Here is a 24,780-nt window from a genome sequence, read left to right on the forward strand (position 1 = left end):
TAGCCGTGTCCAGTAGCCTGCTCCCGGTGATCGCGGTCGTCCTCGTCTCGGGGCTCGGGGTCCAGCTCCTCGCGCACCGACTGCGGGTCCCCAGCGTCATCTTCTACCTCGCGATCGGGGTGCTGTTGGGGCCCGAGCTGCTGGGGCTGGTGACGCTGGAGACGTTCGGTGACGGCCTGGAGATCATCGTCGGGCTCAGCGTCGCGATCATCGTCTTCGAGGGGGCGTTCGCGCTCCGGATCGACCGGATCCGGCGCGCGTCGACGGCGTCGCTCCGGCTGGTGACCGTCAGCGCCCTCGTGATGTTCGTCGGGACCGCGGCCGCGGTCCGCGCCTTCACCGACGGCACCTGGGAGATCGCGCTCCTGATCGGCGCGCTGCTCGTGGCCACCGGCCCCACCGTCATCACGCCGATCCTCGACGTCGTCCGAGTGCGCGACCACGTCGCGACCGCGCTGGAGACCGAGGGGATCGTCAACGACGTGACGGCCGCGATCGTCGCGGTCGTCATCTTCGAGACGCTGCTGCTCGACGACCTCGGCGTCCCCGCGACGGTGGTCTCGTTCCTCCAGCGGTTCGGCGTCGGGGTCGCGGCGGGGCTGCTCGCCACGGTCGTCATCTACGCGCTGCTGGAGAGCGACCTCGTCCCCGAACGCGACGTGCAGGCGTCGCAGTTCCTCGTGCTCGCGGCCGCGATCGGGTCGTTCGCGGCCGCGGAGGCGGTCGCCGCGGAGGCGGGCATCGCGGCGGCGGCGACGAGCGGGATCCTCCTCGGGAACCTCGGGATCGACAACCGCGAGGAGATCGAGCGGTTCGCGCAGAACACCACCACGATCGTCTTATCGTTCGTGTTCATCTCGCTCGCGGCGCTTATCGACGTGGAGGCGATCGCCGGCCTCGGGCTCGGCGTGGTCGCGATCGTGGTCGTCGTCATGCTCGTCCTCCGGCCGCTGGGGGCGTTCATCGCGACGGCCGGCGTCGAGCGGTTCACCCGGCCCGAGCGGCTGTTCCTCGCGAGCGTCGGCCCGCGGGGGATCATCCCGGCGAGCGTGGCGACGCTGTTCGCCATCGAGCTGGAGCTCGCGGGCAGCGTCGCCGCCGGCGAGCTGCTCGTCGGCACGGTGTTCGCGGTCATCTTCGCGACGGTCCTCGTGGAGGCGGGGCTCGCGCGGCAGATCGGAGAGTTCCTCGGAGTGTCACCAATGCGCACGATAATCATCGGCGGGGGTCGGGTCGGCCAGGCGCTCGCCACGCGACTGGAGAACAGGGGCGAGTACGTCGTGGTCGTCGAGACGGACCCCGACGTCGTCGAGCGCGCGCGCTCGGCCGGGTTCACCGTCTACGAGGGCGACGGCAGCGACACGGAGACGCTGCGCGAGGCGCACATCGAGGACGCCAAGCGGTTCATCACGACGACGGCCGACGACGACATCAACCTCCTCGCCTGTCAGCTCGCGATCACTAAGTTCGACGTCGAGTCCGTCTACTCGCGCGTGAACGACCCGGACAACGTCGACGCCTTCGACAGCATCGGCGTCACCGGCATCGACGCCACGACCGCGACCGCGGTCGCCATCGACGACGAGATCGAGCGGCCCGCGCTCACCCACTGGATGAACGAGCTCGGCGACAGCCACGACGTTCAGGAGATCGAGGTGACCTCCGAGACGCTCGCGGGGCAGAGCATCCGCGACCTCAACGCGCAGATCCCCGACGGCACCTTCGTCGCCGTGGTCAGCCGCGACGGCGACAACCGCGTCCCCTCGGCGGACAGCGTCGTCGAGGTGGGCGACCACCTGACGTTCATCGGCGACACCGACGGGGTCCGCCGCGCGATGGAGCGCTTCCACCCGCACGACTAAGACGTACATTACGGCGTTCGAACCGCTCGCGGTGGGGGAACTGCGGCTGATGACCTGCTGTTGAGCCATTTAGCAGCCGTAGGCGTTGTTGAAATACTATCCTTCAGACATATTCTCGTCCGAAACAGCCGGTCGGTGAGAACCGCTTCGTGATTAATGACTGTAATTTAAGGCATTCGGACATAACGAGTTTCATATGCCCTCCTCAAAACGTATTGCGGCGGTGTTGGTACTGATCGGTATCATTGGATTGGCGTATTCGGTACTGACTGGTCAAGTCATAATTGGTGCGTGGTTGACGCTTTCAGCATTTGGTGTCGCGGCACTGGTGTACTACGGCGATTCCGAACGTCATACGCTCACTCGTGCTGCGATCGCTGTCACGGTTGCCTATGGCATTTTTATGCGCCAGCTGCCGGTGGCTGTCATCGCCGCCTGTGTTGTCTACCTCTCTGCGTGGCTTACCGGACCAAACAGTCCGTTCAACGCACTCGACACAGCGATATTTCCTACTCGACAAACAACTGCTGAAGGATCAGAAGACACTGATTGACAGTCCTGATTTCTTGTACTGACCAGTCTACTACTGTTCCGTCTTGAGCGATCCGCGGTTCACCTGTACTGACCACAGTAGCCCGGAACCTGTCACCACCTGAGGATTTCAACAGAGCCGAGCCGTACCAACGAGGCGTCCTGACGGAGTCCTGCGCGAGCGAAGCGAGCGCAGGGCCCGTCAGGACCGAACGCAGCGGCTGTCGAACGAAGTGAGACAGCCGCAAAGTGAGCGCCCTGACGGAGATTTGAACTCGGAACGACGGTCGGCCTCGCTTCGCTCGGCCGCTGCGACGTTCCTGCTCAAATCTCCGTGGAGTTTTCGGACACACGCACGGCTCGCTACGCTCGCCGTATTGTGTGTCCGAAAACGTCCTGACGGAGATTTGAACTCCGGTCCCTGGCTCCGCAAGCCAAGAGGATAGTCCACTACCCTACCAGGACTCATCTCTACGTATCGCGGTAGAACTTAAGACGGTTACGGTCCGGCGGCCGCGTGCCCCCGGTCCGCACGGACGCTCCGGGCGGGATGAACACCTTTTGTATCGACGGGCACCATGAACCGCTATGCGACGCCTTCGAGCCGCGACCGCGCCCCGCGCCGGTCGCCCCGCCGACCGGCCGGGAGCCGGCGCGAACCCCGGGCAACGGCAACGCTTATGCGCGACCTCGCCGACCACGGAGGGACGAGTATGGGAGCCATAGAAGAGGTGTACGAGGACCTCGACACCGAGGTCGAGTTCGAGGAGTTCGAGGCCGCGGTCGAGGACAAGGTCGAGCAGATGGGCGGGCTCGCCGACGAGGAGACCGCCGCGATGCTCATCGCGCACGAGTTGCGCGACGAGGAGGCCGACACCATCGCCGACATCGAGCCGGGAATGAACGAGGTGAAGTTCCTCGGGAAGGTGACCGCCATCGGCGAGGTCCGGACCTTCGAGCGCGACGACGACGAGGCCGAGGAGGGCCGGGTGTGTAACGTCGACGTCGCGGACGCCTCCGGCTCCGTCCGGGTCGCGCTGTGGGACGACATGGCCGCGGCCGCCGAGGAGGAGCTCGAAGTCGGGCAGGTCCTCCGCGTCATGGGCCGCCCCAAGGAGGGGTACAGCGGCCTCGAAGTGAGCGCGGACAAGGTCGAACCGGACGAGGACGCCGAGGTCGACGTCCAGGTGCTCGACACCTACCGCGTCGAGGACCTCACGCTCGGCGCGTCCGACGTCGACCTCGTCGGTCAGGTGCTCGACACCGACTCGATCCGGACGTTCGACCGCGACGACGGCAGCGAGGGGCGCGTGGCGAACCTCACCGTCGGCGACGAGACGGGCCGCGTCCGCGTCACGCTGTGGGACGGGAAGGCCGACCTCGCCGGGGAGTTCGACCCCGGCGAGGTCGTCGAGGTCGGCGACGGCTACGTCCGCGAGCGCGACGGCGACTTAGAGCTCCACGTCGGCGACCGCGGCACCGTCGAGCGCGTCGACGAGGACGTCGAGTACGTCCCGGAGACGACCGACATCGCCGACCTCGAGATCGGCGAGACCGTCGACGTCGCCGGCGGCGTCATCGAGACGGACCCGAAACGGACGTTCGACCGCGACGACGGCAGCGAGGGGCAGGTCCGCAACGTCCGGATCAAAGACGAGACGGGCGAGATCCGCGTCGCGCTGTGGGGCGACAAGGCCGACCGCGAGATCGAACTGGCCGACCGCGTCGTCTTCACCGACGTGGAGATCCAGGACGGCTGGCAGGACGACCTGGAGGCGTCCGCGAACTGGCGCTCGACCGTCTCGGTCCTGGAGGGAGAGGGCGACGCGGCGGACGCCGCCGGCGGCGGACGCTCGGGCGACGACCGCGACGCCGACGAGACCGGGCTCGGCGCCTTCGCCGAGGACGGACGGAAGGCGGCCGCGGAGGCCGTCGCCGGCGAGGGCGGCGAGGACGAGGCGAGCGGCGCGGGCGGCGCCGCGGCCGCGACGGCGGAGCAGTCGGGCGAGGCGGTGGAGTTCACCGGGACGGTCGTCCAGACGGGCGACCCGGTCGTCCTCGACGACGGCCAGCGGACGAAGACGGTCGAGACCGACGCGAGCCTCCGCCTCGGCGAGGAGATTACCGTTCGCGGGCCGGAGCGAGACGGCACCATCGACGCCGACGACGTCTTCTGACGCGGCCGGCTCCCCTCCGGAACCGGCGGCCACGCGGGTAACGGAAAGCGTTATACGATACACGGACGCGACTGTGTGTATGAGTGTCGAGTTGCCGTTCGCGCCGGTCGACGGGATCATCCGGCGGAACGCGGGGGAACTCCGCGTCAGCGCGGACGCCGCCGAGGAGCTCGCGCGACGGATCCAGTCGCACGGCGCGGAGCTGGCCGTCGACGCGGCCGAGCGGGCGACCGCGGACGGTCGGAAAACGCTGATGGCGGCCGACTTCGGGGTCGAGCAGGTCGTCAGCCGCGAGGACCTCACGCTGCCGGTCGCGCCCATCGACCGGATCGCTCGGCTCCGGATCGACGACCGGTACCGCGTGGGCGTCGACGCGCGGGTCGCGCTGGCGGACATCCTGGAGGACTACGCGGACAACGTCGCGAGCGCGGCCGCGACGCTGGCCCGCCACGCGGACCGACGGACGGTACAGGCCGAGGACATCGAGACGTACTTCGCGCTGTTCGAGTAGATGCGGTTCGGCTACAGCGAGCGGTGCCTCGACCACGACACCGGCGAACGACACCCGGAGAACCCGGACAGGCTCCGCGCGATCCGCCGCGGGCTCGCCAAGCGCCACGGCGTCGAGTACGTCGAGGCCGACCCCGCCGAGAAGGCGGCGGTCACGGCGGTCCACGACGCCGCGTACGTCGACGAGCTCGAGTCGTTCGTGGCGGACGGCGGCGGGAGCTGGGACCCCGACACCGTCGCAAGCGACGGGACGTGGGACGCCGCGCTCGCCTCCGCCGGCCTCGCCCAGTGGGCGGCCCGCGCGGCGCTCGACGGCTCGACCGGTCGACAGACGCCGTTCGCGCTCGGCCGCCCCCCGGGCCACCACGCGGTCACCGACGACGCGATGGGCTTCTGCTTCTTCAACAACGCCGCCGTCGCGGCCCAGACGGCGCTCGACGAGGACCTCGCGGACCGCGTCGCGATCTTCGACTGGGACGTCCACCACGGCAACGGGACGCAGGACATCTTCTACGACCGCGGCGACGTCTTCTACGCGTCGCTCCACGAGGACGGCCTCTACCCGGACACCGGCGACCTCGACGAGACCGGCGAGGGGGACGGCGAGGGGGCGACCGCGAACCTCCCGCTGGCGGCCGGCGCCGGCGACGCCGACTACCTCTACGCCGTCGACGAGGGGATCGCGCCCGCCGTCGACCGGTTCGACCCCGACCTGCTGATCGTCTCCGCGGGCTTCGACGCGCACCGCCACGACCCCATCTCGCGGATGCGCGTCTCCTCGGAGGGGTACGCGCTGTTAACCGACCGGATCCGGACGCTCGCCGAGGACGTCGGCGCCGCGGACGCGTACGTGCTGGAGGGCGGCTACGGGCTGGACACGCTGGCCGAGGGCGTCTCGATGGTCCACGAGACGTACGACGGGCGGCCGCCCGTGGACACCGACGAGGATCCCGACGCCAAGACGGAGTCGCTCGTCGACGACCTCCGGGCGGAACTGGGCCTGTAAGGCGCGGGGAGTCGCTTCGCTTTCTAGTTCAAATCCCTTCGATGGTTTCTGCTGCCGCAGTACTCACTCGTCGCTATTGCTCCTCGTTCGTTGTGGCGGCGGCAGAAACGCCCGGAGCGGGATTTGAACCCGCGTCACGACCGTGACAGGGTCGTATGATGGGCCACTACACCATCCGGGCAGACAGCGACAGCGCCCCGAAACGTGGGGACGCCCGGAGCGGGATTTGAACCCGCGTCACGACCGTGACAGGGTCGTATGATGGGCCACTACACCATCCGGGCTTGTCGCATCAGTTCGTATCCCTGTCTGGCAAATAAGGCTTGTCATCCCTGGCGGGAGTGCGGGTGGGTGACAGGGAACTGCGGCCCGCGGGCCGCGACGTTGCGGGGCCGGTCGGGGTCGCGGCCGGTATGCTTTTGTGCCGACCGCGCGTGTGTGGGAGTGTCGCTCGCCCCGCGACCGTGAGCCGTGCGCGGCGCGCTTGGTAACTCTTATGCCGCTGGCGTATATACGCATCTGTAGTATCTCGTGATAGCTTCTCCCCACCACCAGCACCCATGGTAGACGTAAGCCAACACGAACTCGTCCCGGACCACGTTCTCCTCGACGACCCCGAGGAGGTCGAGGAGGTCCTGGCGGAGTACGACGTGAAGAAAACGAATTTACCGAAGATCAAGCGCACAGACCCCGCGCTCCCCGACGAGGCCGAAGTCGGTGACGTGGTGAAGATCGTCCGCGACTCCCGTACGACCGACGAGGCGGTCGTGTACCGACTGGTCGTCTCATGAACAGGCAAGACCGACGCGTGGTTTCACGCGAGTACTTCTCGGACGAACGGCTCGCAGAACACCACTTCCGCTCGTTCAACAACTTCCTGGACCGCGGCATGCAGGAAGTGGTCGACGAGAAGGAGACGATCGAGACGGACATCGGCGACAAGGAGGGCCAGGAACCGGTGTACGTCGAGCTCGGCGACGTGCGGATGGTCACCCCGCGGGTCCGCGAGGCCGACGGCTCCGAGGAGCTGCTCTACCCGCAGGAGGCGCGCCTCCGGAACATCACCTACTCGGCGCCCGTGTTCATGGAGATGTCCATCGTGCGCGGCGGCGAGGACGAGCCCGAACAGGTCGTCGACACGACCGAGACCAAGGTCGGCCGGATGCCGATCATGGTCGGCTCGGACAAGTGTAACATGGCGGGCTTCTCCGACGAGGAGCTCATCGACATCGGCGAGGACCCCGTCGACCCCGGCGGCTACTTCATCGTCAACGGCTCCGAGCGCGTGCTGATGACCTCGGAGGACCTGGCGCCGAACAAGATCCTCGCGGAGTACGACTCGAAGTACGGCGACGAGATCCAGGTCGCGAAGACGTTCTCCCAGCGCCGCGGGTACCGCGCGCTGGTCCTCTGTGAGCGCAACCGCGAGGGGCTGCTCGAAGTGTCGTTCCCCTCCGTCTCCGGCTCTATCGACTTCGTGACGCTGGTCCGCGCCCTCGGGCTCGAATCCGACGAGGAGATCGTCCACCGCGTCTCGGACGACCCCGAGATCGTGAAGTTCATGCTGGAGAACTTAGAGGAGGCCTCGGTCCAGACGACCGAGGAGGCCATCGAGACCCTCGGCGAGCGCGTCGCCTCCGGTCAGGGGAAGAACTACCAGCTCAAGCGGGCGAACTACGTCATCGACCGCTACCTGCTCCCGCACCTCCACGAGGAGGGCGTCGACGAGGAGGACGTGCGGATCAACAAGGCGTACTACCTCTGCCGGATGGCCGAGGCGTGCTTCGAGCTCGCCTTAGACCGCCGGGAGGCCGACGACAAGGACCACTACGCGAACAAGCGCCTGAAGGTCTCCGGCGACCTCATGCGTGACCTGTTCCGCACCGCCCTGAACAAGCTGGCGCGCGACGTGAAGTACCAGCTCGAACGCGCGAACATGCGGAACCGGCAGCTCACGGTCAACACGGTCGTCCGCTCGGACGTGCTGACCGAGCGGCTCGAACACCCGATCGCGACGGGCAACTGGGTCGGCGGCCGCTCGGGCGTCTCCCAGCTCGTCGACCGGACGGACTACATGGGCGTGCTCTCGCACCTGCGGCGCCTGCGGTCGCCGCTGTCGCGGTCGCAGCCGCACTTCGAGGCGCGGGACCTCCACGCGACCCAGTGGGGTCGCATCTGTCCCTCCGAGACCCCGGAGGGGCCGAACTGCGGGCTCGTGAAGAACTTCGCGCAGGCGATGGAGCTCTCGCAGACGGTCGAGGACGAACAGGGGCTGAAACGAGAACTGGCGTCGATGGGTGTCGAGGGGATCCCCGGCATCGAGGGCGTCGACCGACAGACGGCGGACGACTGATCATGGCACAAGCAGAACGCGAAGCGAAGGTGTACGTCAACGGGAGCCTCGTGGGCACCCACGAGAACCCCCACGAGCTCGCGGAACAGATCCGCGAGGCGCGCCGCCGGGGCGACGTCTCGGAGATGGTGAACGTCTCGGTCAAAGACCGGACCCGCGAGGTCATCGTCAACGCCGACGCGGGGCGGGCGCGGCGCCCGCTCATCGTCGTCGAGAACGGCGAGCCCCTCCTCGGCGACGAGGAGATCGAGGCCCTCGAACGCGGCGACGTCGAGTTCGAGGACCTCGTCGAGCGCGGCTACGTCGAGTTCATCGACGCCGAGGAGGAGGAGGACATCCTCGTCGCCGTCGACGAGGAGGACGTGACCGAGGACCACACGCACCTCGAGATCGACCCGCAGCTCGTCTTCGGCATCGGCGCGGGGATGATCCCGTACCCAGAACACAACGCTAGCCCGCGGATTACCATGGGCGCGGGGATGATGAAGCAGTCGCTCGGGCTCCCCTCGGCGAACTACCGGATCCGGCCGGACACGCGCCAGCACCTCCTCCACTACCCGCAGCTGGCGATGGTGAAGACGCAGACCTCCGACCAGATCAGCTTCGACGAGCGGCCGGCGGCGCAGAACTTCGTCGTCGCCGTGATGTCCTACGAGGGGTTCAACATCGAGGACGCGCTGGTGATGAACCAGGGCTCCGTCGACCGCGCGCTCACCCGCTCGCACTTCTTCCGGACCTACGAGGGCGAGGAGCGCCGCTACCCCGGCGGCCAGGAGGACCGCTTCGAGATCCCGGACCAGGACGTGCGCGGCGCCCGCGGCGAGGACGCCTACACGCACCTCGACGAGGACGGCCTCGTCAACCCGGAGACGAAGGTCGACGAGTCCTCCGTCCTGCTCGGCAAGACCAGCCCGCCGCGCTTCCTCGAAGAGCCGGACGACATGGGCGGGCTCTCCCCGCAGAAGCGCCGCGAGACCTCGGTGACGATGCGCTCGGGCGAGTCGGGCGTCGTCGACACCGTGACGCTGATGGAGGGCGAGGACGGCTCCAAGCTCTCGAAGGTGAAGGTGCGCGACCAGCGGGTCCCCGAGCTCGGGGACAAGTTCGCGTCCCGACACGGACAGAAGGGCGTCGTGGGCCACCTCGCGCCCCAGGAGGACATGCCGTTCACCGAGGAGGGAGTCGTCCCCGACCTCGTGATGAACCCGCACGCGCTGCCGTCGCGGATGACGGTCGGCCACGTGCTGGAGATGCTCGGCGGCAAGGTCGGCTCGCTGCGCGGCTCGCGGGTCGACGGCACGCCGTTCCAGGGCGAAGACGAGGAGGAGCTCCGCGACCAGCTCGAGGAGTACGGCTTCAAGTCCTCCGGCAAGGAGGTCATGTACTCCGGCGTCACGGGCGAGAAGATCGACGCCGAGATCTTCGTCGGGACGATCTTCTACCACAAGCTGTACCACATGGTGTCGAACAAGCTCCACGCCCGCTCGCGCGGGCCGGTCCAGGTGCTCACGCGCCAGCCGACCGAGGGGCGCGCCCGCGAGGGCGGCCTGCGCGTCGGGGAGATGGAGCGCGACACGATCATCGGCCACGGCGCGTCGATGGTGCTCAACGAGCGACTCTTGGAGTCCTCCGACGCCGAGACGGTCCACGTCTCCGCGGAGACCGGGCTCGTCGCCGTCGAGGACCGCGAGCAGCGCCGCGTGTACGACCCGGTCACGGGCGACGAGGACGACATCCACGAGCTGGAGGTCAGCTACGCGTTCAAGCTCCTGCTCGACGAGATGATCGCCCTCGGCATCCGACCGAAACTCGAACTGGAGGACGCGATTTAGATGTCAACGCAAACACCGAAAGTGCTCGGCGGGATCGACTTCGGCCTCATGGACCCGGAGACGTACCGGGACATGTCCGCGACGAAGGTGATCACGGCCGACACGTACGACGACGACGGCTATCCGATCGACATGGGGCTGATGGACCCGCGACTGGGCGTCATCGACCCCGGCCTGGAGTGCCGAACCTGCGGTTCCCACTCCGGGTCCTGTAACGGCCACTTCGGCCACATCGAGCTGGCCGCCCCGGTCATCCACGTGGGCTTCACGAAGCTCATCCGACGGCTGCTCCGCTCGACGTGCCGCGAGTGCGGGCGGCTCGCCTTGGACGACGCGCAGCGCGACGAGTTCCGCGACCGCTACGAGCGGGCGAAGGAGCTTGGCGACGACGAGCACGACGTGCTGAAGGCCGCCGTCCGGCAGGCCCGGAAGGCGTCGACCTGCCCGTTCTGCGGCGAGCCGCAGGCGGACATCAAACACGAGAAGCCGACCACCTACTACGAGGTCCAGGACGTGCTCTCGGGCGACTACTCCGAGCGCATCGCGGCCGCGATGCAGCCCGACGAGGAGGAGGACGACCCGGGCACCTCCCCGCAGGAGCTCGCCGACGCGACCGACATCGCCCTCGACCGGATCAACGAGATCATGGCCGGCGAGTTCCGCCCGCGCAAGGAGGACCGCCGCGCCATCGAGAAGGCGCTCGACGTCGACCTCACCGAGGAGGACATGAACAAGCTGATGCCCTCGGACATCCGCGACTGGTTCGAGGACATCCCGGACGAGGACCTCGAAGTGCTCGGCATCGACGCCGAACACTCCCGGCCGGAGTGGATGATCCTGACGGTGCTGCCGGTGCCGCCGGTGACCACCCGTCCCTCCATCACGCTGGACAACGGCCAGCGCTCCGAGGACGACCTCACCCACAAGCTGGTCGACATCATCCGGATCAACCAGCGGTTCATGGAGAACCGCGAGGCCGGCGCCCCGCAGCTGATCATCGAGGACCTCTGGGAGCTCCTCCAGTACCACGTCACCACGTTCGTCGACAACGAGATCAGCGGGACGCCCCCGGCGCGACACCGCTCCGGGCGCCCGCTGAAGACCCTCAGCCAGCGGCTGAAGGGCAAGGAGGGCCGCTTCCGCGGCTCGCTGTCCGGCAAGCGCGTCAACTTCTCCGCCCGGACGGTCATCTCGCCCGACCCGACGCTCTCGCTGAACGAGGTCGGCGTGCCCGACCGCGTGGCCAAGGAGATGACCCAGACGCTCAACGTCACCGAGCGCAACGTCGAGGAGGCGCGGCAGTACGTCCGGAACGGGCCCGAGGCCCACCCCGGCGCGAACTACGTGCGCCGCCCCGACGGTCGCCGCCTGAAGGTGACCGAGAAGAACTGCGAGGAGCTCGCCGAGAAGGTCGAGGCCGACTGGGAGGTGAACCGCCACCTCGTGGACGGCGACATCGTGATCTTCAACCGGCAGCCCTCGCTGCACCGGATGTCCATCATGGCCCACGAGGTCGTGGTGATGCCGTACAAGACGTTCCGGCTCAACACCGTCGTCTGTCCGCCGTACAACGCCGACTTCGACGGCGACGAGATGAACATGCACGCGCTCCAGAACGAGGAGGCCCGCGCCGAGGCCCGCGTCCTCATGCGCGTCCAGGAGCAGATCCTCTCGCCCCGCTTCGGCGGGAACATCATCGGCGCCATCCAGGACCACATCTCCGGCACCTACCTGCTCACCCACTCGAACCCCGAGTTCACGGAGACCCAGGCGTTGGACCTGCTCCGCGCCACGCGCGTGGACGAGCTGCCCGAGGCCGACGGCGTCGACGACGACGGCCGCGAGTTCTGGACCGGTCGCACGCTGTTCTCGGAACTGCTCCCGGACGACCTGGACCTCTCCTTCGCCTCCTCGGCCGGCGACGAGGTCGTCATCGAGGGCGGCCAGCTGATCGAGGGCACCATCGACGAGGACGCGGTCGGCGCGTTCGGCGGCGAGGTCGTCGACACGCTCACGAAGGAGTACGGCGAGACCCGCGCCCGCGTGTTCATCAACGAGATCGCGTCGCTGGCGATGCGCGCGATCATGAACTTCGGGTTCTCGATCGGGATCGACGACGAGTCGATCCCGCCGGAGGCCGAAGAGCAGGTCGACGACGCCATCGAGAGCGCCTACGACCGCGTCCAAGAGCTCATCGAGACGTACGAGGCCGGCGAGCTGGAGTCGCTCCCGGGCCGCGGCGTCGACGAGACCCTGGAGATGAAGATCATGCAGACGCTCGGGAAGGCCCGCGACTCGGCCGGCGAGATCGCCGACCAGCACTTCGGCGACGACAACCCGGCGGTCGTGATGGCCCGCTCCGGCGCCCGCGGTTCGATGCTGAACCTGACGCAGATGGCCGGCTCGGTCGGCCAGCAGGCGGTCCGCGGCGAGCGGATCAACCGCGGCTACGAGGACCGGACGCTCTCGCATTACCGGCCGAACGACCTCTCCTCGGAGGCCCACGGCTTCGTGGAGAACTCCTACCGCGGCGGGCTCACGCCCCAGGAGTTCTTCTTCCACGCGATGGGCGGCCGCGAGGGGCTCGTCGACACGGCGGTCCGGACCTCCAAGTCCGGCTACCTCCAGCGCCGGCTCATCAACGCGCTCTCCGAGCTGGAGGCGCAGTACGACGGCACGGTCCGGGACACCTCGGGCCGGATCGTCCAGTTCGAGTTCGGCGAGGACGGCACCTCGCCGGTGAAGGTCTCCTCCGGCGAGGAAGACGGCATCGACGTCGAGGGGATCGTCGACCGCGTGGTCGACGCGGAGTTCGCCTCGGACGAGGAGAAGGAGCGGTTCCTCGGCGAGCGCGAGCCGCCGACGAACCTCTCGGAGCACGCCGGGCCGGGGCTGAACAAGGCCGGTGGGCCGGGGGTGGAGTCCGATGACTGAGTACGACCACGTCACCGACGACATGGAGGCGGTCGTGGAGGCGACCGAGCTCCCACGTCGGCTCAAGACGAAGGTGTACGAGGCCATCGACCGGAAGGCCGAGGAGGCTGGCGAGGTCACCATCGAGCAGGCGACCGACATCGTCGACGGCGTCGTGAACCGCTACGAGCAGACGCGGGTCGACCCCCTCGACCCCGTCGGGACGGTCTCGGCGCAGTCGATCGGCGAGCCCGGGACGCAGATGACGATGAACACGTTCCACTACGCGGGCGTCGCGGAGATCGACGTCACGCAGGGGCTCCCCCGGCTCATCGAGCTGGTGGACGCCCGGAAGACGCCGGACACGCCGATGATGACAGTCCACCTCGACGGCGAGTACGCGACCGACCGCGAGAAGGCCCACGAGGTCGTCTGGTCGATCGAGGCGACGCGCATCCTCGCGCTCGGCGACGTGTCGACGAACGTCGCGGACATGCTGGTCCGGATCGACCTGAACGACGACACCCTCTTGGAGCGGTGGCCCACCCACTCTGACCCGACGGAGGTCGCGGAGATCATCGCCGAGACGATCGAGGACTCGCTCGGCGTCGAGACCCGACAGGCCGGCACGGTCATCGAGTTCGGCCCCAACGAGCCGAGCTACCGTGAGCTGCTCCAGCTCGTCGAGCGGCTCCGGGAGATCGTGTTCAAGGGCATCGAGGAGATCGAGCGCGTCGTCATCCGCAAAGAGGAGATCGACGGCGACGAGGAGTTCGTCCTCTACACCGAGGGGTCGGCGTTCGGCGACACCCTCGACATCGAGGGCGTCGACGCCTCGCGGACGACGTGTAACAACATCCACGAGATCTACCGGAACCTCGGGGTCGAGGCGGCCCGCGAGACGATCATCGACGAGACGAAGAACACGCTCGAAGAGCAGGGGCTCGACGACGTGAACGTCCGGCACCTCATGCTCGTCGCCGACATCATGACGAACAACGGCGAGATCGAGTCGATCGGCCGGCACGGCATCTCCGGCAACAAGGACTCGGTGCTCGCGCGCGCGGCGTTCGAGGTGACGGTCAACCACCTGCTCGACGCCGCGATCCACGGCGAGTACGACGACCTCGACGGCGTCATCGAGAACGTCATCGCCGGCAAGCCCATCTCGATGGGGACCGGCGACGTCGACCTCCGGATGGGGTCGCGCGTCGTGAGCGACGACTAATGCGCGTCGAGCTCTCCGACGAGGCGCGGCGGTACATCGGCCGGTTCGACGATCTGACCGGGGTCACGCCGACCGACTGCCTCGTGGAGGGTGACCGGCTCGTGTTCGTGGTCCCGGCCGGCGAGATGGCGGCCGCGATCGGCCAGGGCGGCGAGACCGTCGCGGAGGCCGAACGGCGGCTCGACAAGTCGATCGAACTGGTCGAGGACGCGGACACCGCCGAGGCGTTCGTCGCCAGCACGCTCGCGCCGGCGGCCGTCAACGCCGTCACCATCTCCGAGCAGAACGACCGCGTGGCGTACGTCGAGGTCCCGGAGGCCGACCGCGGCGTCGCCATCGGCGCGGACGGCGCGAACATCGAGACCGCCCGCCGGCTCGCGGAGCGGCACTACGACGTCGACGACGTGCAGCTGACCTGACGGCGAACCCACGCCCTTTTGCCGACGCGCCCGTTCCTCGTCGCATGGACCGGAGACGCTTCCTCGCCGGAGTCGGCGCCGGCGCCGCGGTCGGCGCCGCCGGCTGTCTCGGCGGCGACTCGGCGGAGCGGCCGTTCCCCGACGCCGACTGGCGGAGCGAGGACGGCCTCGACGTCGCGACCCTCGCGGAGCGGCACGCCGCCGCGCTCGTCGACGCCGGGGGCGCCACGCTGTTCTCGACGGCGGCGACGAGCCACGACGGAGACGCGGAGCCGACCCCGTGGCTCCCGTCACAGGAGTACGAGGCCGCCTACGACCTCGAAAACGGCCGCCAGTACGTGCGACAAGAGGTGACCGAGACCGACGAGCCGGACGTCTCGGAGCTGTACGTCGCCGACGGGGTGGCGCTGATCCGTCGCGAGACGGCCGACGGGACGCGGTACGGTCGGCAGTCGACGGACCGCTCGGCGAGCGAGCTCGAATCGGCGATGCGCGCGGAGGTCCTGACTGGGATTCGCGTCGGGAACGAGACCGCGAGCGGCGAGACGGCGTACGAGGGGCTGAACCTCTGGGCCCCGACGAGTGACGGCGCGGGCGAGGTGCGCGGGGAGCCGACCGCGCGGTTCGCGTCCGACTCCTTCGACGGCGACCGGAACGTTCCCGAGACCGTCGAGACGGCGTCGGCGACCGTCCACGTGTACGAGTCCGGCGTCGTGCCGCGGCTCGAACAGTCGTGGGCGGGCGAACACGACGGGCAGGGGGCGACGGTCGACGTCGACATCGACTACCGCGACCTCGGCGCGACGGTGACGGAGCCGGCGTGGGTCGCGACGGCGCGCGACGAGACGAGCGGCTGACGCCCCGTCCCGTTCCGGACGAAACGACGGGCGCTCTCGTCCGCTTACCGGCTCAGCGGGAGCGAACGTCCGTCGTTTCCGACAACCGACGCCCCGTGAAACACCCTCAGATCCGTCGAGAGGTACCGCTCGGAGGATCTGAGGCCGTTTCGCGACGGAGAAAGACGACGCTTAAGTAGCTCCGTTCGGAAATAGGCGTACGATGGCGAACGGCAAGTACGCGGCCCGTAAGCTCAAAAAGGACCGGCAGAAGCGCCGCTGGTCCGACTCCGAGTACGCTCGGCGAGAGCGCGGGCTCAAGACGAAGTCCGACCCCCTGGAGGGTGCCCCGCAGGCGCGCGGCATCGTCCTCGAAAAGGTCGGCATCGAGGCAAAGCAGCCGAACTCGGCGATCCGAAAGTGCGTTCGGGTTCAGCTCATCAAGAACGGGAAGCAGGTCACCGCGTTCTGTCCCGGTGACGGCGCGATCTCCTTCATCGACGAGCACGACGAGGTCACCATCGCCGGGATCGGCGGTGCGAAGGGTCGCGCGATGGGCGACCTCTCCGGCGTCAACTACAAGGTCGAGAAGGTCAACGGCGTGTCGATGATCGAACTGGTTCGCGGGAACGCGGAGAAGCCGGTCAGATGAGCGGCGAGGAGACCGAGGCGCCGTCCGAGGAGGACGTCGCCGCCGACGAGCCGGACCCGGACGCGCCCGCCTCCAGCGAGGCCGCCAACGAGAACGCCCAGCTGTTCGGCGTCTGGGACGTCACCGAGATCGCCTACGAGGACCCCTCGACGAAGCGGTACATGACGGTGACGCCCATCGCCCATACGATGGGTCGCCACGCGTCCAAGCAGTTCAAGAAGTCCGAGATCTCGCTGGTCGAGCGGCTGATCAACCGCCTGATGCAGACCGAGGAGAACACGGGCAAGAAGCAGCAGGCGACGCGGATCGTCCGCGACGCCTTCGACATCGTCCACGAGCGGACCGAGGAGAACCCGGTCCAGATCCTCGTGACGGCCGTCGAGAACGCCGCGCCCCGCGAGGAGACCGTCCGCCTGAAGTACGGCGGCATCTCCGTCCCGAAGGCCGTCGACGTCGCGCCCCAGCGCCGCGTCGACCAGGCGCTGCTGTTCATCTCCGACGCCGTCGCCAGCGCGACGTACAAGTCGTCGACGCCCGCCGCCGAGGCGCTCGCGAACGAACTCGTCGCCGCCGCCGACTACGACGTCGAGGGCTCCTACTCCATCTCGCAGAAGGAGGAGCGCGAGCGCGTCGCCGCCGCGGCCCGCTGAACTCGGCCGCCGGCGCTTTCTCTCTCGTCTCTCTCCCGTCGGCCACCCGCGGGTCCGTCCCGATCGGGTCGCCGGTCGTCGATTCCGTCGTCGCGTCCCCACTTCTCGTCGGTCAGTAAATTCGTCGCGTACCGGTCGGAATAGCCGGGCGTCGCACCGTCGCTGTCGGCGCGTGAAAAAACGAGACCGTCGGCGTCGAGCGGTCCGCTCGGCCGTCGGCGTCGAGCGGTCCGCTCGGCCGTCGGCTCAGTCGTCGGCCGGCGCCGCGCCGGAGCCGCCGTCGGCGTGCTGCTGTTTGACCCACGAGAGCTTGCCGCCGGCCGCGAGGATGTCGCGCTCGCGCTCGGAGGCGTCGAGGTCGGCGGTGAACTCCCACTCGCCGTTGACGCTCACGGTGAACTCCTCCTGCCCGGAGCGGACGCCCGCGGGCACGTCGTCGACGATTTCGAGGTCGTCGCCCTGGTCGATCTTCTCGTACGTCTCCTCGTCGATCGCCAGCGGGACGATCCCGAAGTTGAAGAGGTTCGCCTTGTGGATGCGGGCGAAGCTCTGGGCGAAGACGGCCTCGATGCCGAGGTACATCGGACAGAGCGCGGCGTGTTCGCGCGAGGAGCCCTGGCCGTAGTTCTCGCCGGCCACGAGGACGCCGCCGTCGGCGTCGAGCGCGCGCTCGGCGAACGTGTCGTCGACGCGCGAGAGCGTGAACTCGGAGAGCTTCTCGATGTTCGAGCGGAACTTCAGGATGTCCGCCGTCGCCGGGATGATGTGGTCGGTGGTGATGTTGTCCTCCATCTTGAGGAGGGCCTCGCCGCCGTCCACGTCGATCCCGTCTTTCAGCGGCACGTCGCCGATGTTCGGGCCCTTGACGAGTCCGTCGTCGATCGCCTCGTCGGGCGAGATGATGTCCGAGTCGTCCTTCCCCATGCCGGGGCCGTACTTCGTCCCCATCTCCAGGCCGGGGGCCTCGAGGTCGCCGAGCTCGTCCGCGAGGTCACGCGGGTCGACGATCTCGCCGGTGATGGCCGCCGCGGTGGCGACCTCGGGCGAGCAGAGGAAGACGGAGTCGTCCTCGATGCCGGAGCGACCCTCGAAGTTGCGGTTGAAGGTGCGCAGCGAGACGGAGTCGGAGGCGGGCACGTGGCCGATACCGATACACGCGCCGCAGGTCGCCTCGGAGAAGTTGACGCCGGCCGCCATCATCTCCGCGGTCCAGCCCTCGCGGGCCAGCATCTCGGAGGCCTGCTTCGAGCCGGGCGCGACGATCATCTCGGTCTGCTTGGCGACCTCGCGGCCCTCCAGCATCTTCGCGCTGGGGAGGATGTCCTCGTAGGCGCCGTTGGTACAGGAGCCGACGATGACCTGCTCGACGTCGGTGCCCTCGTACTCGCTGACGGGGGCGACGTTGTCGGGCATCGAGGGCGCGGCCACGAGCGGCTCGAGCTCGTTTAAGTCGACCTCGATCGTCTCCGCGTACTCCGCGTCGTCGTCGGGCTGGAGGTCGACGTACTCGTCCTCGCGGTCCTGGCGCGCGAGCCAGTCCTTCGTCTTCTCGTCGGTCGCGAAGATCGAGGAGGTGGCGCCGAGCTCGGTGCCGAGGTTCGTGATCGTGGTACGCTCGGGGATCGTGAGCTTCTCGGCGCCGGGGCCGGTGTACTCGAAGATCTTGCCGACGCCGCCCTTGACGGTGAGTTCGCCGAGCAGGTGGAGCGCGATGTCCTTGGCGGTCGCCCACTCGGGCAGCTCGCCCTCGAGGTGGACGTTGACGACCTCGGGCATCTCGACGTAGTAGGGGCCGCCGCCCATGGCGACGGCGATGTCGAGCCCGCCCGCGCCGATCGCGAGCTGGCCGAGCCCGCCGGGGGTCGGCGTGTGCGAGTCGGAGCCGAGCAGCGTCTTGCCGGGCGCGGCGAAGTTCTCCTTGTGGACCTGGTGGCAGATGCCGTTGCCGGGCCGCGAGAAGTAGGCGCCGTACGTGCCGGCCGCGGAGCGGAGGAAGCGGTGGTCGTCGGTGTTCTTGAAGTCGAACTGGTACGTCTGGTGGTCGCAGTACTGCGCGGCGAGCTCCGTCTGGACCTCGTCCATCTCGAGGGCCTCGAACTGGAGCCACACCATCGTCCCCGTCGTGTCCTGGGTCAGCACCTGGTCGATCTCGATGCCGATCTCCTCGCCGGGCGTCAGCTCGCCCTCGACGAGATGGTCATCGAGGATCTTCTCGGTAATCGTTTGTCCCATAGTACGCGATGATGGCCCTCCCGTGGATATAAAACCCGCGAGTTTCCAGAAGATCGACCGTGTTAGATCCCGCGATACGGCAACCTTTGCCCCGATCTCCGCGTGGTACCACGCACCGTGAAATACGTAGCCGTCCCGAGTGTTTTAGGACATTAAACGCCTGAAACGGCCGAAATCGGCCGAATAGACGGTCCCGGAGATACCGGCCGGTTCCCCCGCCGGCGCCGCGACTCGCGGGCGACACCGTTTTGGCTCGCCCGCGGTTCCGGACGCGCATGTTCGACTCGGGAGCCGCGGTCGCGGCGGCGCTGGAGGCGGCCGGCGCCGACCTCGACGACGCGCAGCGACAGCCGAACGGCGTCGACCTCACCGTCGACGCGGTGTTCGCACAGACCGAACCGGGCCGCCTCGGACGCGACGGCAAGCGCGTGGGCGAGCGGCGGGAGCTGGAGCCCCGTGGCGACTGCTACCGGCTCGAACGCGGGAGCTACGTCGTGCGCTACGGCGAGCCGGTGCGGATCCCCGAGGGCCGGATCGGCTTCGTCCTCCCGCGCTCGACGCTGCTGCGGAACGCCTGTACCCTCGACACCGCGGTGTGGGACGCGGGCTACGAGGGCGTCGGCGAGGGCCGGCTCGACGTGGGTCACCCGATCGAGATCGAGCCGGGCGCGCGGATCGCGCAGCTCGTCCTCGCCGCGGCCGACCACGACGGGACGTACGAGGGCGCCTACCAGGAAGAGAACCTCTGAGCGGGCGGTCCGGGGCCGCCCCCGTCCGGGAACCCCCAGAGGGCGACTACGCCTCGTCCCAGTCCCCGCCGACGCGGTCGATGCCCATCATGTCCTCGCCCGCGTGTTCGGTGAACGCGACCTTCCAGTTCGGCCCGGGGACGCCGAACGCCTCGACCGCCCGCTCCATCACGGCCAGCGCGAACGCGCGCTTGTACTCGAAGGGCGGCCCTCGCGGATCTCGGCGTCTAAGAACAGGAGCGGGCCGTCGACCGCCCGCCCGATCGCCATCGCCGACGGCTCGCGCTCGGCGATCGTCACGGCGACGTGTCCGGCCGTCGTCTCCATCTCCTCGGTGTACCGGTCGGTGACGAACGCGACGAACGACTCCCGCTCCGCGGGCGACAGCGACAGCGTGGTCGAGAAGTGTAACAGGGGCATACCTGCGGTTCGGCCGGGTGCGACTTCGCGCTATCGGCCCAGGAGTGCGACTTCGCGTGCGGACGCCTCGGCCCGCGCGGCGGCTGCGCGAGCGCGTCGCTCGGTACGTAAAGGAACGAACGGCACGCCCGTGCCGGGAAAAGATGGCACGAGCGTGTCGTTCTGTAGGTCCCCGCTGACGCTTCGGCCCTCCAAGCGAAGCGTCACCTAAAACAAGCGGTGGTAGACACTTAAGCGTGCCGGGGGCGGCAGCGTTGTCGTATTAGTCAGCGGCGACGCGTTCACAACACGCGGTCAACAGGAACCGGGAATCCGCCCGACTGCGACCCGACGACCGCCGATCTGTCTGTCGATCCGACCCGACTACTGCCGTGCGGGGTGGTCCGCGCGGAGCCGCGTCTGCCCCTCGCCGAGGAGCCGCTCGCGGAGCGTCTCCCCCGGGGGCTCGGCGTCGGCCGGGGGGACGAGGCCGCGCTCGCGCAGCTCCGGGACGACGAGGTCGACGAAGTCGACGAGCGAGTCCGGGCGGACGACCTCCTTGACGTTGAACCCGTGGACGCCGACCTCCTCGTGCCAGCGCTGGAGCTCGGCGGCGACGCGCTCGGGGGTCCCGACGATCTTCGGCGAGGTGGTGCCGAGCCCGCAGAACTCCGCGACCTCGCGCACCGTCCACTCCCGGTCGGGCTGGGCCTTCGTGAAGGCGTTCATCGTCCCCTGGATCGCGTCCGTCTCGATGTGTTCGACCTTCTGGTCGGGGTCGAGCTCGGAGAGGTCCATGTCGAGGAAGCCGGAGAGCAGCGCGAGCGTCGCCTCGACGTCGACGTGCCGCTTGTACTCCTCGTACTTCGCCTCCGCGAGCGCCTGCGTCTCGCCGACGACCGGCACCACGCCGATGAAGAAGCGGAGGCTCTCGGGGTCGCGGCCGGCGTCGGCCGCGCGCGCCTTCACGTCCTCCATGTACTCGACGACGCCCTCCTCCGTCGGCTGGCTGGCGAAGACGGCCTCGGCGTTGCGCGCGGCGAACGAGCGGCCGTAGTCGGAGGAGCCGGCCTGGTAGACGACCGGGGTGCGCTGCGGCGACGGCTCGCAGCCGTGCGGGCCCGGCACCGAGAAGTGGTCGCCCTCGTGGTCGACCGCGTGGACCTTCTCCGGGTCGGTGTACCGGCCCGCCTCGCGGTCGCCCTCGACGGCGTCCTCCTCCCAGGAGTCCTCCCACAGCTTGTAGCAGACGTCGAGGAACTCGTCGGCGCGGTCGTAGCGCGTCTCCTTGTCGATCCGCTCGTCGAGCCCGAGGTTCTCGGCGGCCGACTCCAGGTAGGAGGTGACCACGTTGATCGCGACCCGCCCGTCGGTGAGGTGGTCGAGCGTCGAGAACTCGCGCGCGAGCTGGTAGGGGTGAGTGTACGTCGTCGAGCGCGTCACCGCGAAGCCGAGGTCGTCCGTGACCTCCGCCATCGCGGGGACGACGAGCTGCGGGTCGTTCGCGGGCGTCTGGACGGCCTTCCCGACGGCGGTCTCGCGGTCGTCGCCGTACACGTCGTAGATGCCGCGCACGTCCGCGAAGAACACCGCGTCGAACCCCCCGCGCTCGGCGGTGCGCGCGACCTCGGTCCAGTACTCGCGGTCGGCGTAGTCCGCCGACCGGTCGCCGGGGTACCGCCACGACCCGGGCGAGACGTGCTCCACCGAGGCCATGGTAAAGAGGTTGAGGTGTAGGTGATCGGACACGGCCCTCGGTACGCGCTCCGGGGTAATACGGGCACAGGAAGTGGCGGGACTTGTCGCGGTCACGGACGGACTCCCGGGACTCGACGACCGCGGCCGAGGTCGACGCGGGGCGCGTTACGCCGAGACCGACTCCGGCGAGGAGACGTACGCGGCGAAGTCGGAGGTGGTGATGATGCCGATGGGCGTCCCCCCGTCGACGACCGGGACGTGGTGGAACCCGTGTTCGAGCATCGTCTCGGCGACGGCCGCCACGCCGTCCTGCGCGCCCGCCGTGATCGGATCGCGCGTCATGTACCGCTCGACGGTCGTCTCTGCCTTCGGCCGGCTCTTCGCGACGATGTCGACGAAGTCCGTGGAGGTCAAGATTCCGACGAGCTCCCCGTCGTCGTCGACGACCAGCACCGAGCTGATGTCGTTGTCGAGCAGCACGGCGGCCGCGTCCTCGACCAGCGTGTCCGGCGTCACCGTGTGGAGGTCCGTCGACATCAGCCGCGCGACGAACACGTCTTCGATCTCGTCCATACCCGAAACAGCCGCCCTCACCGTATAAGCGTTCTCACAGATACCGTGAGAGCCCGGACTGCCGGCGCGGCCCGGCCCCCTCGGGCTCCGCGACCCACGCCGTCCGCTCGTCGCGGAGGCGGTCGCGGTCCGCCGTGGTCGGGTCGGCCGGCTCGAAGGCGGGACACCCGCTCCCGCACTCGCGGCCGGGGTCGACCACGCGGTCGAAGTGCGCGCAGCGGGGCCGCCCGTCGGCGGTCGCCTCGCCGTGCGCGCACGCCGGCGGCTCGGGGCGCCACCCCTTCCCGTACGCGCGCTCGGCGACCCGGCGCCGCTTGCGCGCCTTCGCCTCGGGACCGACCAGGGCGACGTCCGTGCGGGAGGGGCGCTCGGCGCGGATCTCGACGCCGGGGGCGTCCGGGTCGAGCGGCGTCGGCTCGCGGACCACCTCGCGCTCGCCCGTCTCCGGGTCGAACCGCCAGACGCCGACCGCCTCCGGGATCCGGTTGAGGTGCGCGCGGGTGACGTAGGAGGCGGTCGCGAGCACGACCTCGTCGAACAGGCCGAGCGCGGCGTCGTAGCGCAGCTGCGCCTCCAGCTCGCCCGGCGTCCCGAGGTCGGGCTTGTTCTCGACGGCGACGAGGCCGCCGACCCAGTCGTCCGGGTAGCGCGCCGTCGCGCGCACGGCGTCCCGCCCGTCCCGCCGCTCGCGTTCGAGGTAGCCGACCTCGACGGCCCGGTCGACGACGGCCGCGGCGCGGTCCGGCGGGAGGTCGAACGCCTCGGCGACGGGCACGGCCTCGCCCGGGCCGACGGCGGCCTCGACGGCGGGGTCCGGGATCCGCTCGGCGCTGATCGCGGCCCGGTCGTCGAAGCCGGGCCCCCGCGACAGCAGGCAGACGTCGACGATGCGCGTCCCGGGCGTCTCGACGCCCGCGCCGAGCTGGCGGGCGACGATCCGGTCGGGGGATTCGAGCGCGGCGCACAGCGCCAGCTCGAACCGGTACTCCATGGGTGAGGAAGGGACGCGGCGGGCTAAAGCGCGTCGGCGACCGCGCTCGGGCTCCGGTTCCGCCCGCCCCCGGTCGTCGCCCCGCCGCCGGTCGAAACCGGTATTCCCCGCGGGTACCTACCCCGACCATGCGCCGGGTCACCCGGAACGTCGTCGTCGCCATCGCGCTGGTCGTCGTCGCGCTGCTCGCGCTCGGCGCGCTCCCCAGCTACCTCGGCAGCGGCGACCCCTACTACCTCACGGTCGAACCGATCGAGACGAACGGCACCGCGGCCGACGTGAACAACGTCTCCGACCGCCGGTACCCGTACCTGATCGGCGCGATAGAGAGCGACGACGGTCGGTCGAAGGGCTACCAGACCGGCCCGTACGGCGTGAAGGAGTGGTTCACGCACACGCCGTTCGACGAGGTGGACGCGCTCACCCAACAGGTGCCCGGCGCCGCGACCGAGGGCGGCGTGCGGGTGCGCCGCGACGGCGAGGTGTACCACGCCGAGGTGGTCCGACCGTGACGGGCGACCGCGGCGGGCACGCGGGCGACGCCCCCGCCGACGCGCCGGCGGCCGACCTCCGCGACCTCCCCGCGTTCTCCGACGGCCGCAACCACTCGCTGCCGGGCGAGCCGGAGTGGCCCGTCAGGGAGGTCGCGGTCGAGTACGACGAGGGGTGGTTCGTCGGCGGCTACGACCGCGTCGAACAGCCCGACGGGACGGAGAAGAAGTACTACTGGGCGGAGCTGTCGCCCGCGACCGTCATCGTCGCGGTCGCCGACGACCGCGTGCTGTTCGTCGAGCAGTACCGCCCCACCGTGCGGAACACGCAGCTGGAGCTCCCGGCGGGGGTCGTCGAGGCCGGCGAGTCGTACACCGAGGCCGGGGCCCGAGAGCTCGCCGAGGAGACCGGCTTCGAGCCGTCGTCGACCTCGCTGCTCCAGGAGGTGTGGTGTTCGACGGGCGTGCTGCGCCACCGGCGCGGCTACGTGTTCGCCGAGGGGCTGGAGCCGGTCGACGTCGACCACGACAGCAACGAGTTCCTCGCCCCGCGGTCGGTCCCGGTCGAGGAGGCGTTGGCGACCGCGCGGGAGCCGCCGACGAACGACGCGACCCTTGAGGGGCTCCTGCTCGCCGAGCGCGAGGGACTGCTGTAGGCGCCCGCCGCCGGACCGCGAC

Annotated in this window: 21 protein-coding genes, 3 tRNA genes and 1 pseudogene; 17 read left to right on the forward strand and 8 right to left on the reverse strand. The window is 69.2% G+C overall.

Going from position 1 to position 24,780, the window contains the following annotated elements; genetic code table 11:
• Positions 1 to 26: 26 nt before the first annotated feature.
• Complete coding sequence (locus EXE48_RS02945; RefSeq protein WP_053770174.1) at positions 27 to 1,862, forward strand: cation:proton antiporter domain-containing protein; 1,836 nt, start codon at positions 27 to 29, stop codon at positions 1,860 to 1,862.
• A 196-nt stretch (positions 1,863 to 2,058) separates the two neighbouring features.
• Positions 2,059 to 2,415, forward strand: coding sequence for a hypothetical protein (locus tag EXE48_RS02950; protein ID WP_137710735.1), 357 nt, complete (start codon positions 2,059 to 2,061; stop codon positions 2,413 to 2,415).
• A 370-nt stretch (positions 2,416 to 2,785) separates the two neighbouring features.
• Here EXE48_RS02950 and EXE48_RS02955 read toward each other — a convergent pair.
• Positions 2,786 to 2,858 (reverse strand) — tRNA-Arg (locus tag EXE48_RS02955).
• A gap of 248 nt (positions 2,859 to 3,106) precedes the next feature.
• Here EXE48_RS02955 and EXE48_RS02960 point away from each other — a divergent pair.
• From EXE48_RS02960 to EXE48_RS02970, 3 genes are all read left to right on the forward strand, one after another.
• A complete protein-coding gene (locus EXE48_RS02960) occupies positions 3,107 to 4,570 on the forward strand; it encodes a single-stranded DNA binding protein (protein WP_199236337.1) in 1,464 nt (487 codons plus the stop codon).
• Between the two features lie 79 nt (positions 4,571 to 4,649).
• The gene (locus EXE48_RS02965; RefSeq protein ID WP_004599099.1) at positions 4,650 to 5,081 is read left to right on the forward strand and encodes a histone family protein; all 432 of its coding nucleotides are present in this window, start codon (positions 4,650 to 4,652) and stop codon (positions 5,079 to 5,081) included.
• On the forward strand, positions 5,082 to 6,086 hold the full coding sequence (locus EXE48_RS02970) for a histone deacetylase family protein (RefSeq protein ID WP_121600379.1): 1,005 nt from the start codon (positions 5,082 to 5,084) through the stop codon (positions 6,084 to 6,086).
• Between the two features lie 108 nt (positions 6,087 to 6,194).
• Here the strand turns inward: EXE48_RS02970 and EXE48_RS02975 are convergent.
• Positions 6,195 to 6,267, reverse strand: a tRNA-Asp gene (locus EXE48_RS02975).
• 30 nt (positions 6,268 to 6,297) lie between these two features.
• Positions 6,298 to 6,370, reverse strand: a tRNA-Asp gene (locus tag EXE48_RS02980).
• Between the two features lie 276 nt (positions 6,371 to 6,646).
• Here EXE48_RS02980 and EXE48_RS02985 point away from each other — a divergent pair.
• The 9 genes from EXE48_RS02985 (at position 6,647) to EXE48_RS03025 (ending at position 16,969) form a co-directional block, all read left to right on the forward strand.
• Entirely contained in the window at positions 6,647 to 6,877 is a 231-nt protein-coding gene (locus tag EXE48_RS02985) for a DNA-directed RNA polymerase subunit H (protein WP_004599097.1), read from the forward strand.
• The gene (locus tag EXE48_RS02990; RefSeq protein WP_053770171.1) at positions 6,874 to 8,439 is read left to right on the forward strand and encodes a DNA-directed RNA polymerase subunit B''; all 1,566 of its coding nucleotides are present in this window, start codon (positions 6,874 to 6,876) and stop codon (positions 8,437 to 8,439) included. The genes EXE48_RS02985 and EXE48_RS02990 overlap by 4 nt, the downstream gene beginning before the upstream one ends.
• 2 nt (positions 8,440 to 8,441) lie before the next feature.
• Complete coding sequence (gene rpoB, locus EXE48_RS02995; RefSeq protein WP_053770170.1) at positions 8,442 to 10,271, forward strand: DNA-directed RNA polymerase subunit B; 1,830 nt, start codon at positions 8,442 to 8,444, stop codon at positions 10,269 to 10,271.
• On the forward strand, positions 10,272 to 13,205 hold the full coding sequence (locus EXE48_RS03000) for a DNA-directed RNA polymerase subunit A' (RefSeq protein WP_199236338.1): 2,934 nt from the start codon (positions 10,272 to 10,274) through the stop codon (positions 13,203 to 13,205).
• Positions 13,198 to 14,412: a DNA-directed RNA polymerase subunit A'' gene (gene rpoA2, locus EXE48_RS03005; RefSeq protein WP_053770168.1), complete on the forward strand. Its 1,215-nt coding sequence runs from the start codon at positions 13,198 to 13,200 to the stop codon at positions 14,410 to 14,412. Before EXE48_RS03000 ends, rpoA2 begins: the two co-directional genes overlap by 8 nt.
• Entirely contained in the window at positions 14,412 to 14,831 is a 420-nt protein-coding gene (locus EXE48_RS03010) for a NusA-like transcription termination signal-binding factor (RefSeq protein ID WP_053770167.1), read from the forward strand. The genes rpoA2 and EXE48_RS03010 overlap by 1 nt, the downstream gene beginning before the upstream one ends.
• 44 nt (positions 14,832 to 14,875) lie before the next feature.
• Positions 14,876 to 15,688: a DUF7537 family lipoprotein gene (locus EXE48_RS03015; RefSeq protein ID WP_137705123.1), complete on the forward strand. Its 813-nt coding sequence runs from the start codon at positions 14,876 to 14,878 to the stop codon at positions 15,686 to 15,688.
• A gap of 202 nt (positions 15,689 to 15,890) precedes the next feature.
• Positions 15,891 to 16,319: a 30S ribosomal protein S12 gene (locus EXE48_RS03020; protein WP_006111505.1), complete on the forward strand. Its 429-nt coding sequence runs from the start codon at positions 15,891 to 15,893 to the stop codon at positions 16,317 to 16,319.
• Positions 16,316 to 16,969: a 30S ribosomal protein S7 gene (locus EXE48_RS03025; RefSeq protein WP_053770165.1), complete on the forward strand. Its 654-nt coding sequence runs from the start codon at positions 16,316 to 16,318 to the stop codon at positions 16,967 to 16,969. The genes EXE48_RS03020 and EXE48_RS03025 overlap by 4 nt, the downstream gene beginning before the upstream one ends.
• A 246-nt stretch (positions 16,970 to 17,215) precedes the next feature.
• On the opposite strand, the gene EXE48_RS03030 is transcribed toward EXE48_RS03025, so the two are convergent.
• Entirely contained in the window at positions 17,216 to 19,201 is a 1,986-nt protein-coding gene (locus tag EXE48_RS03030) for an aconitate hydratase (protein ID WP_121600376.1), read from the reverse strand.
• 275 nt (positions 19,202 to 19,476) lie between these two features.
• Here EXE48_RS03030 and EXE48_RS03035 point away from each other — a divergent pair, with 275 nt between their 5' ends.
• Complete coding sequence (locus EXE48_RS03035; RefSeq protein WP_053770163.1) at positions 19,477 to 19,950, forward strand: deoxyuridine 5'-triphosphate nucleotidohydrolase; 474 nt, start codon at positions 19,477 to 19,479, stop codon at positions 19,948 to 19,950.
• Between the two features lie 46 nt (positions 19,951 to 19,996).
• On the opposite strand, the pseudogene EXE48_RS03040 reads toward EXE48_RS03035, so the two are convergent.
• The 4 genes and pseudogenes from EXE48_RS03040 to EXE48_RS03055 form a co-directional block, all read right to left on the reverse strand.
• A pseudogene (locus tag EXE48_RS03040) lies at positions 19,997 to 20,370 on the reverse strand (tautomerase family protein).
• Between the two features lie 363 nt (positions 20,371 to 20,733).
• Positions 20,734 to 22,098, reverse strand: a complete 1,365-nt coding sequence (locus EXE48_RS03045; RefSeq protein ID WP_137705124.1) for an LLM class flavin-dependent oxidoreductase — start codon at positions 22,096 to 22,098, stop codon at positions 20,734 to 20,736.
• Between the two features lie 114 nt (positions 22,099 to 22,212).
• Positions 22,213 to 22,620 (reverse strand): CBS domain-containing protein, encoded by a 408-nt coding sequence (locus tag EXE48_RS03050; RefSeq protein ID WP_053770161.1) that lies wholly within the window; start codon positions 22,618 to 22,620, stop codon positions 22,213 to 22,215.
• A 34-nt stretch (positions 22,621 to 22,654) separates the two neighbouring features.
• Positions 22,655 to 23,611 (reverse strand): DUF5787 family protein, encoded by a 957-nt coding sequence (locus EXE48_RS03055; protein WP_137705125.1) that lies wholly within the window; start codon positions 23,609 to 23,611, stop codon positions 22,655 to 22,657.
• Positions 23,612 to 23,739: 128 nt separating this feature from the next.
• Here EXE48_RS03055 and EXE48_RS03060 point away from each other — a divergent pair, with 128 nt between their 5' ends.
• Positions 23,740 to 24,123 carry a hypothetical protein gene (locus EXE48_RS03060; RefSeq protein ID WP_053770159.1) on the forward strand — a complete coding sequence of 128 codons (384 nt, stop codon included), beginning with the start codon at positions 23,740 to 23,742 and terminating at the stop codon, positions 24,121 to 24,123.
• Positions 24,120 to 24,758, forward strand: coding sequence for an NUDIX hydrolase (locus EXE48_RS03065; RefSeq protein ID WP_053770158.1), 639 nt, complete (start codon positions 24,120 to 24,122; stop codon positions 24,756 to 24,758). The genes EXE48_RS03060 and EXE48_RS03065 overlap by 4 nt, the downstream gene beginning before the upstream one ends.
• Positions 24,759 to 24,780: the final 22 nt, after the last annotated feature.

This window comes from Halorubrum sp. ASP1 (assembly GCF_005435135.1).
GTDB lineage: Archaea > Halobacteriota > Halobacteria > Halobacteriales > Haloferacaceae > Halorubrum > Halorubrum tropicale.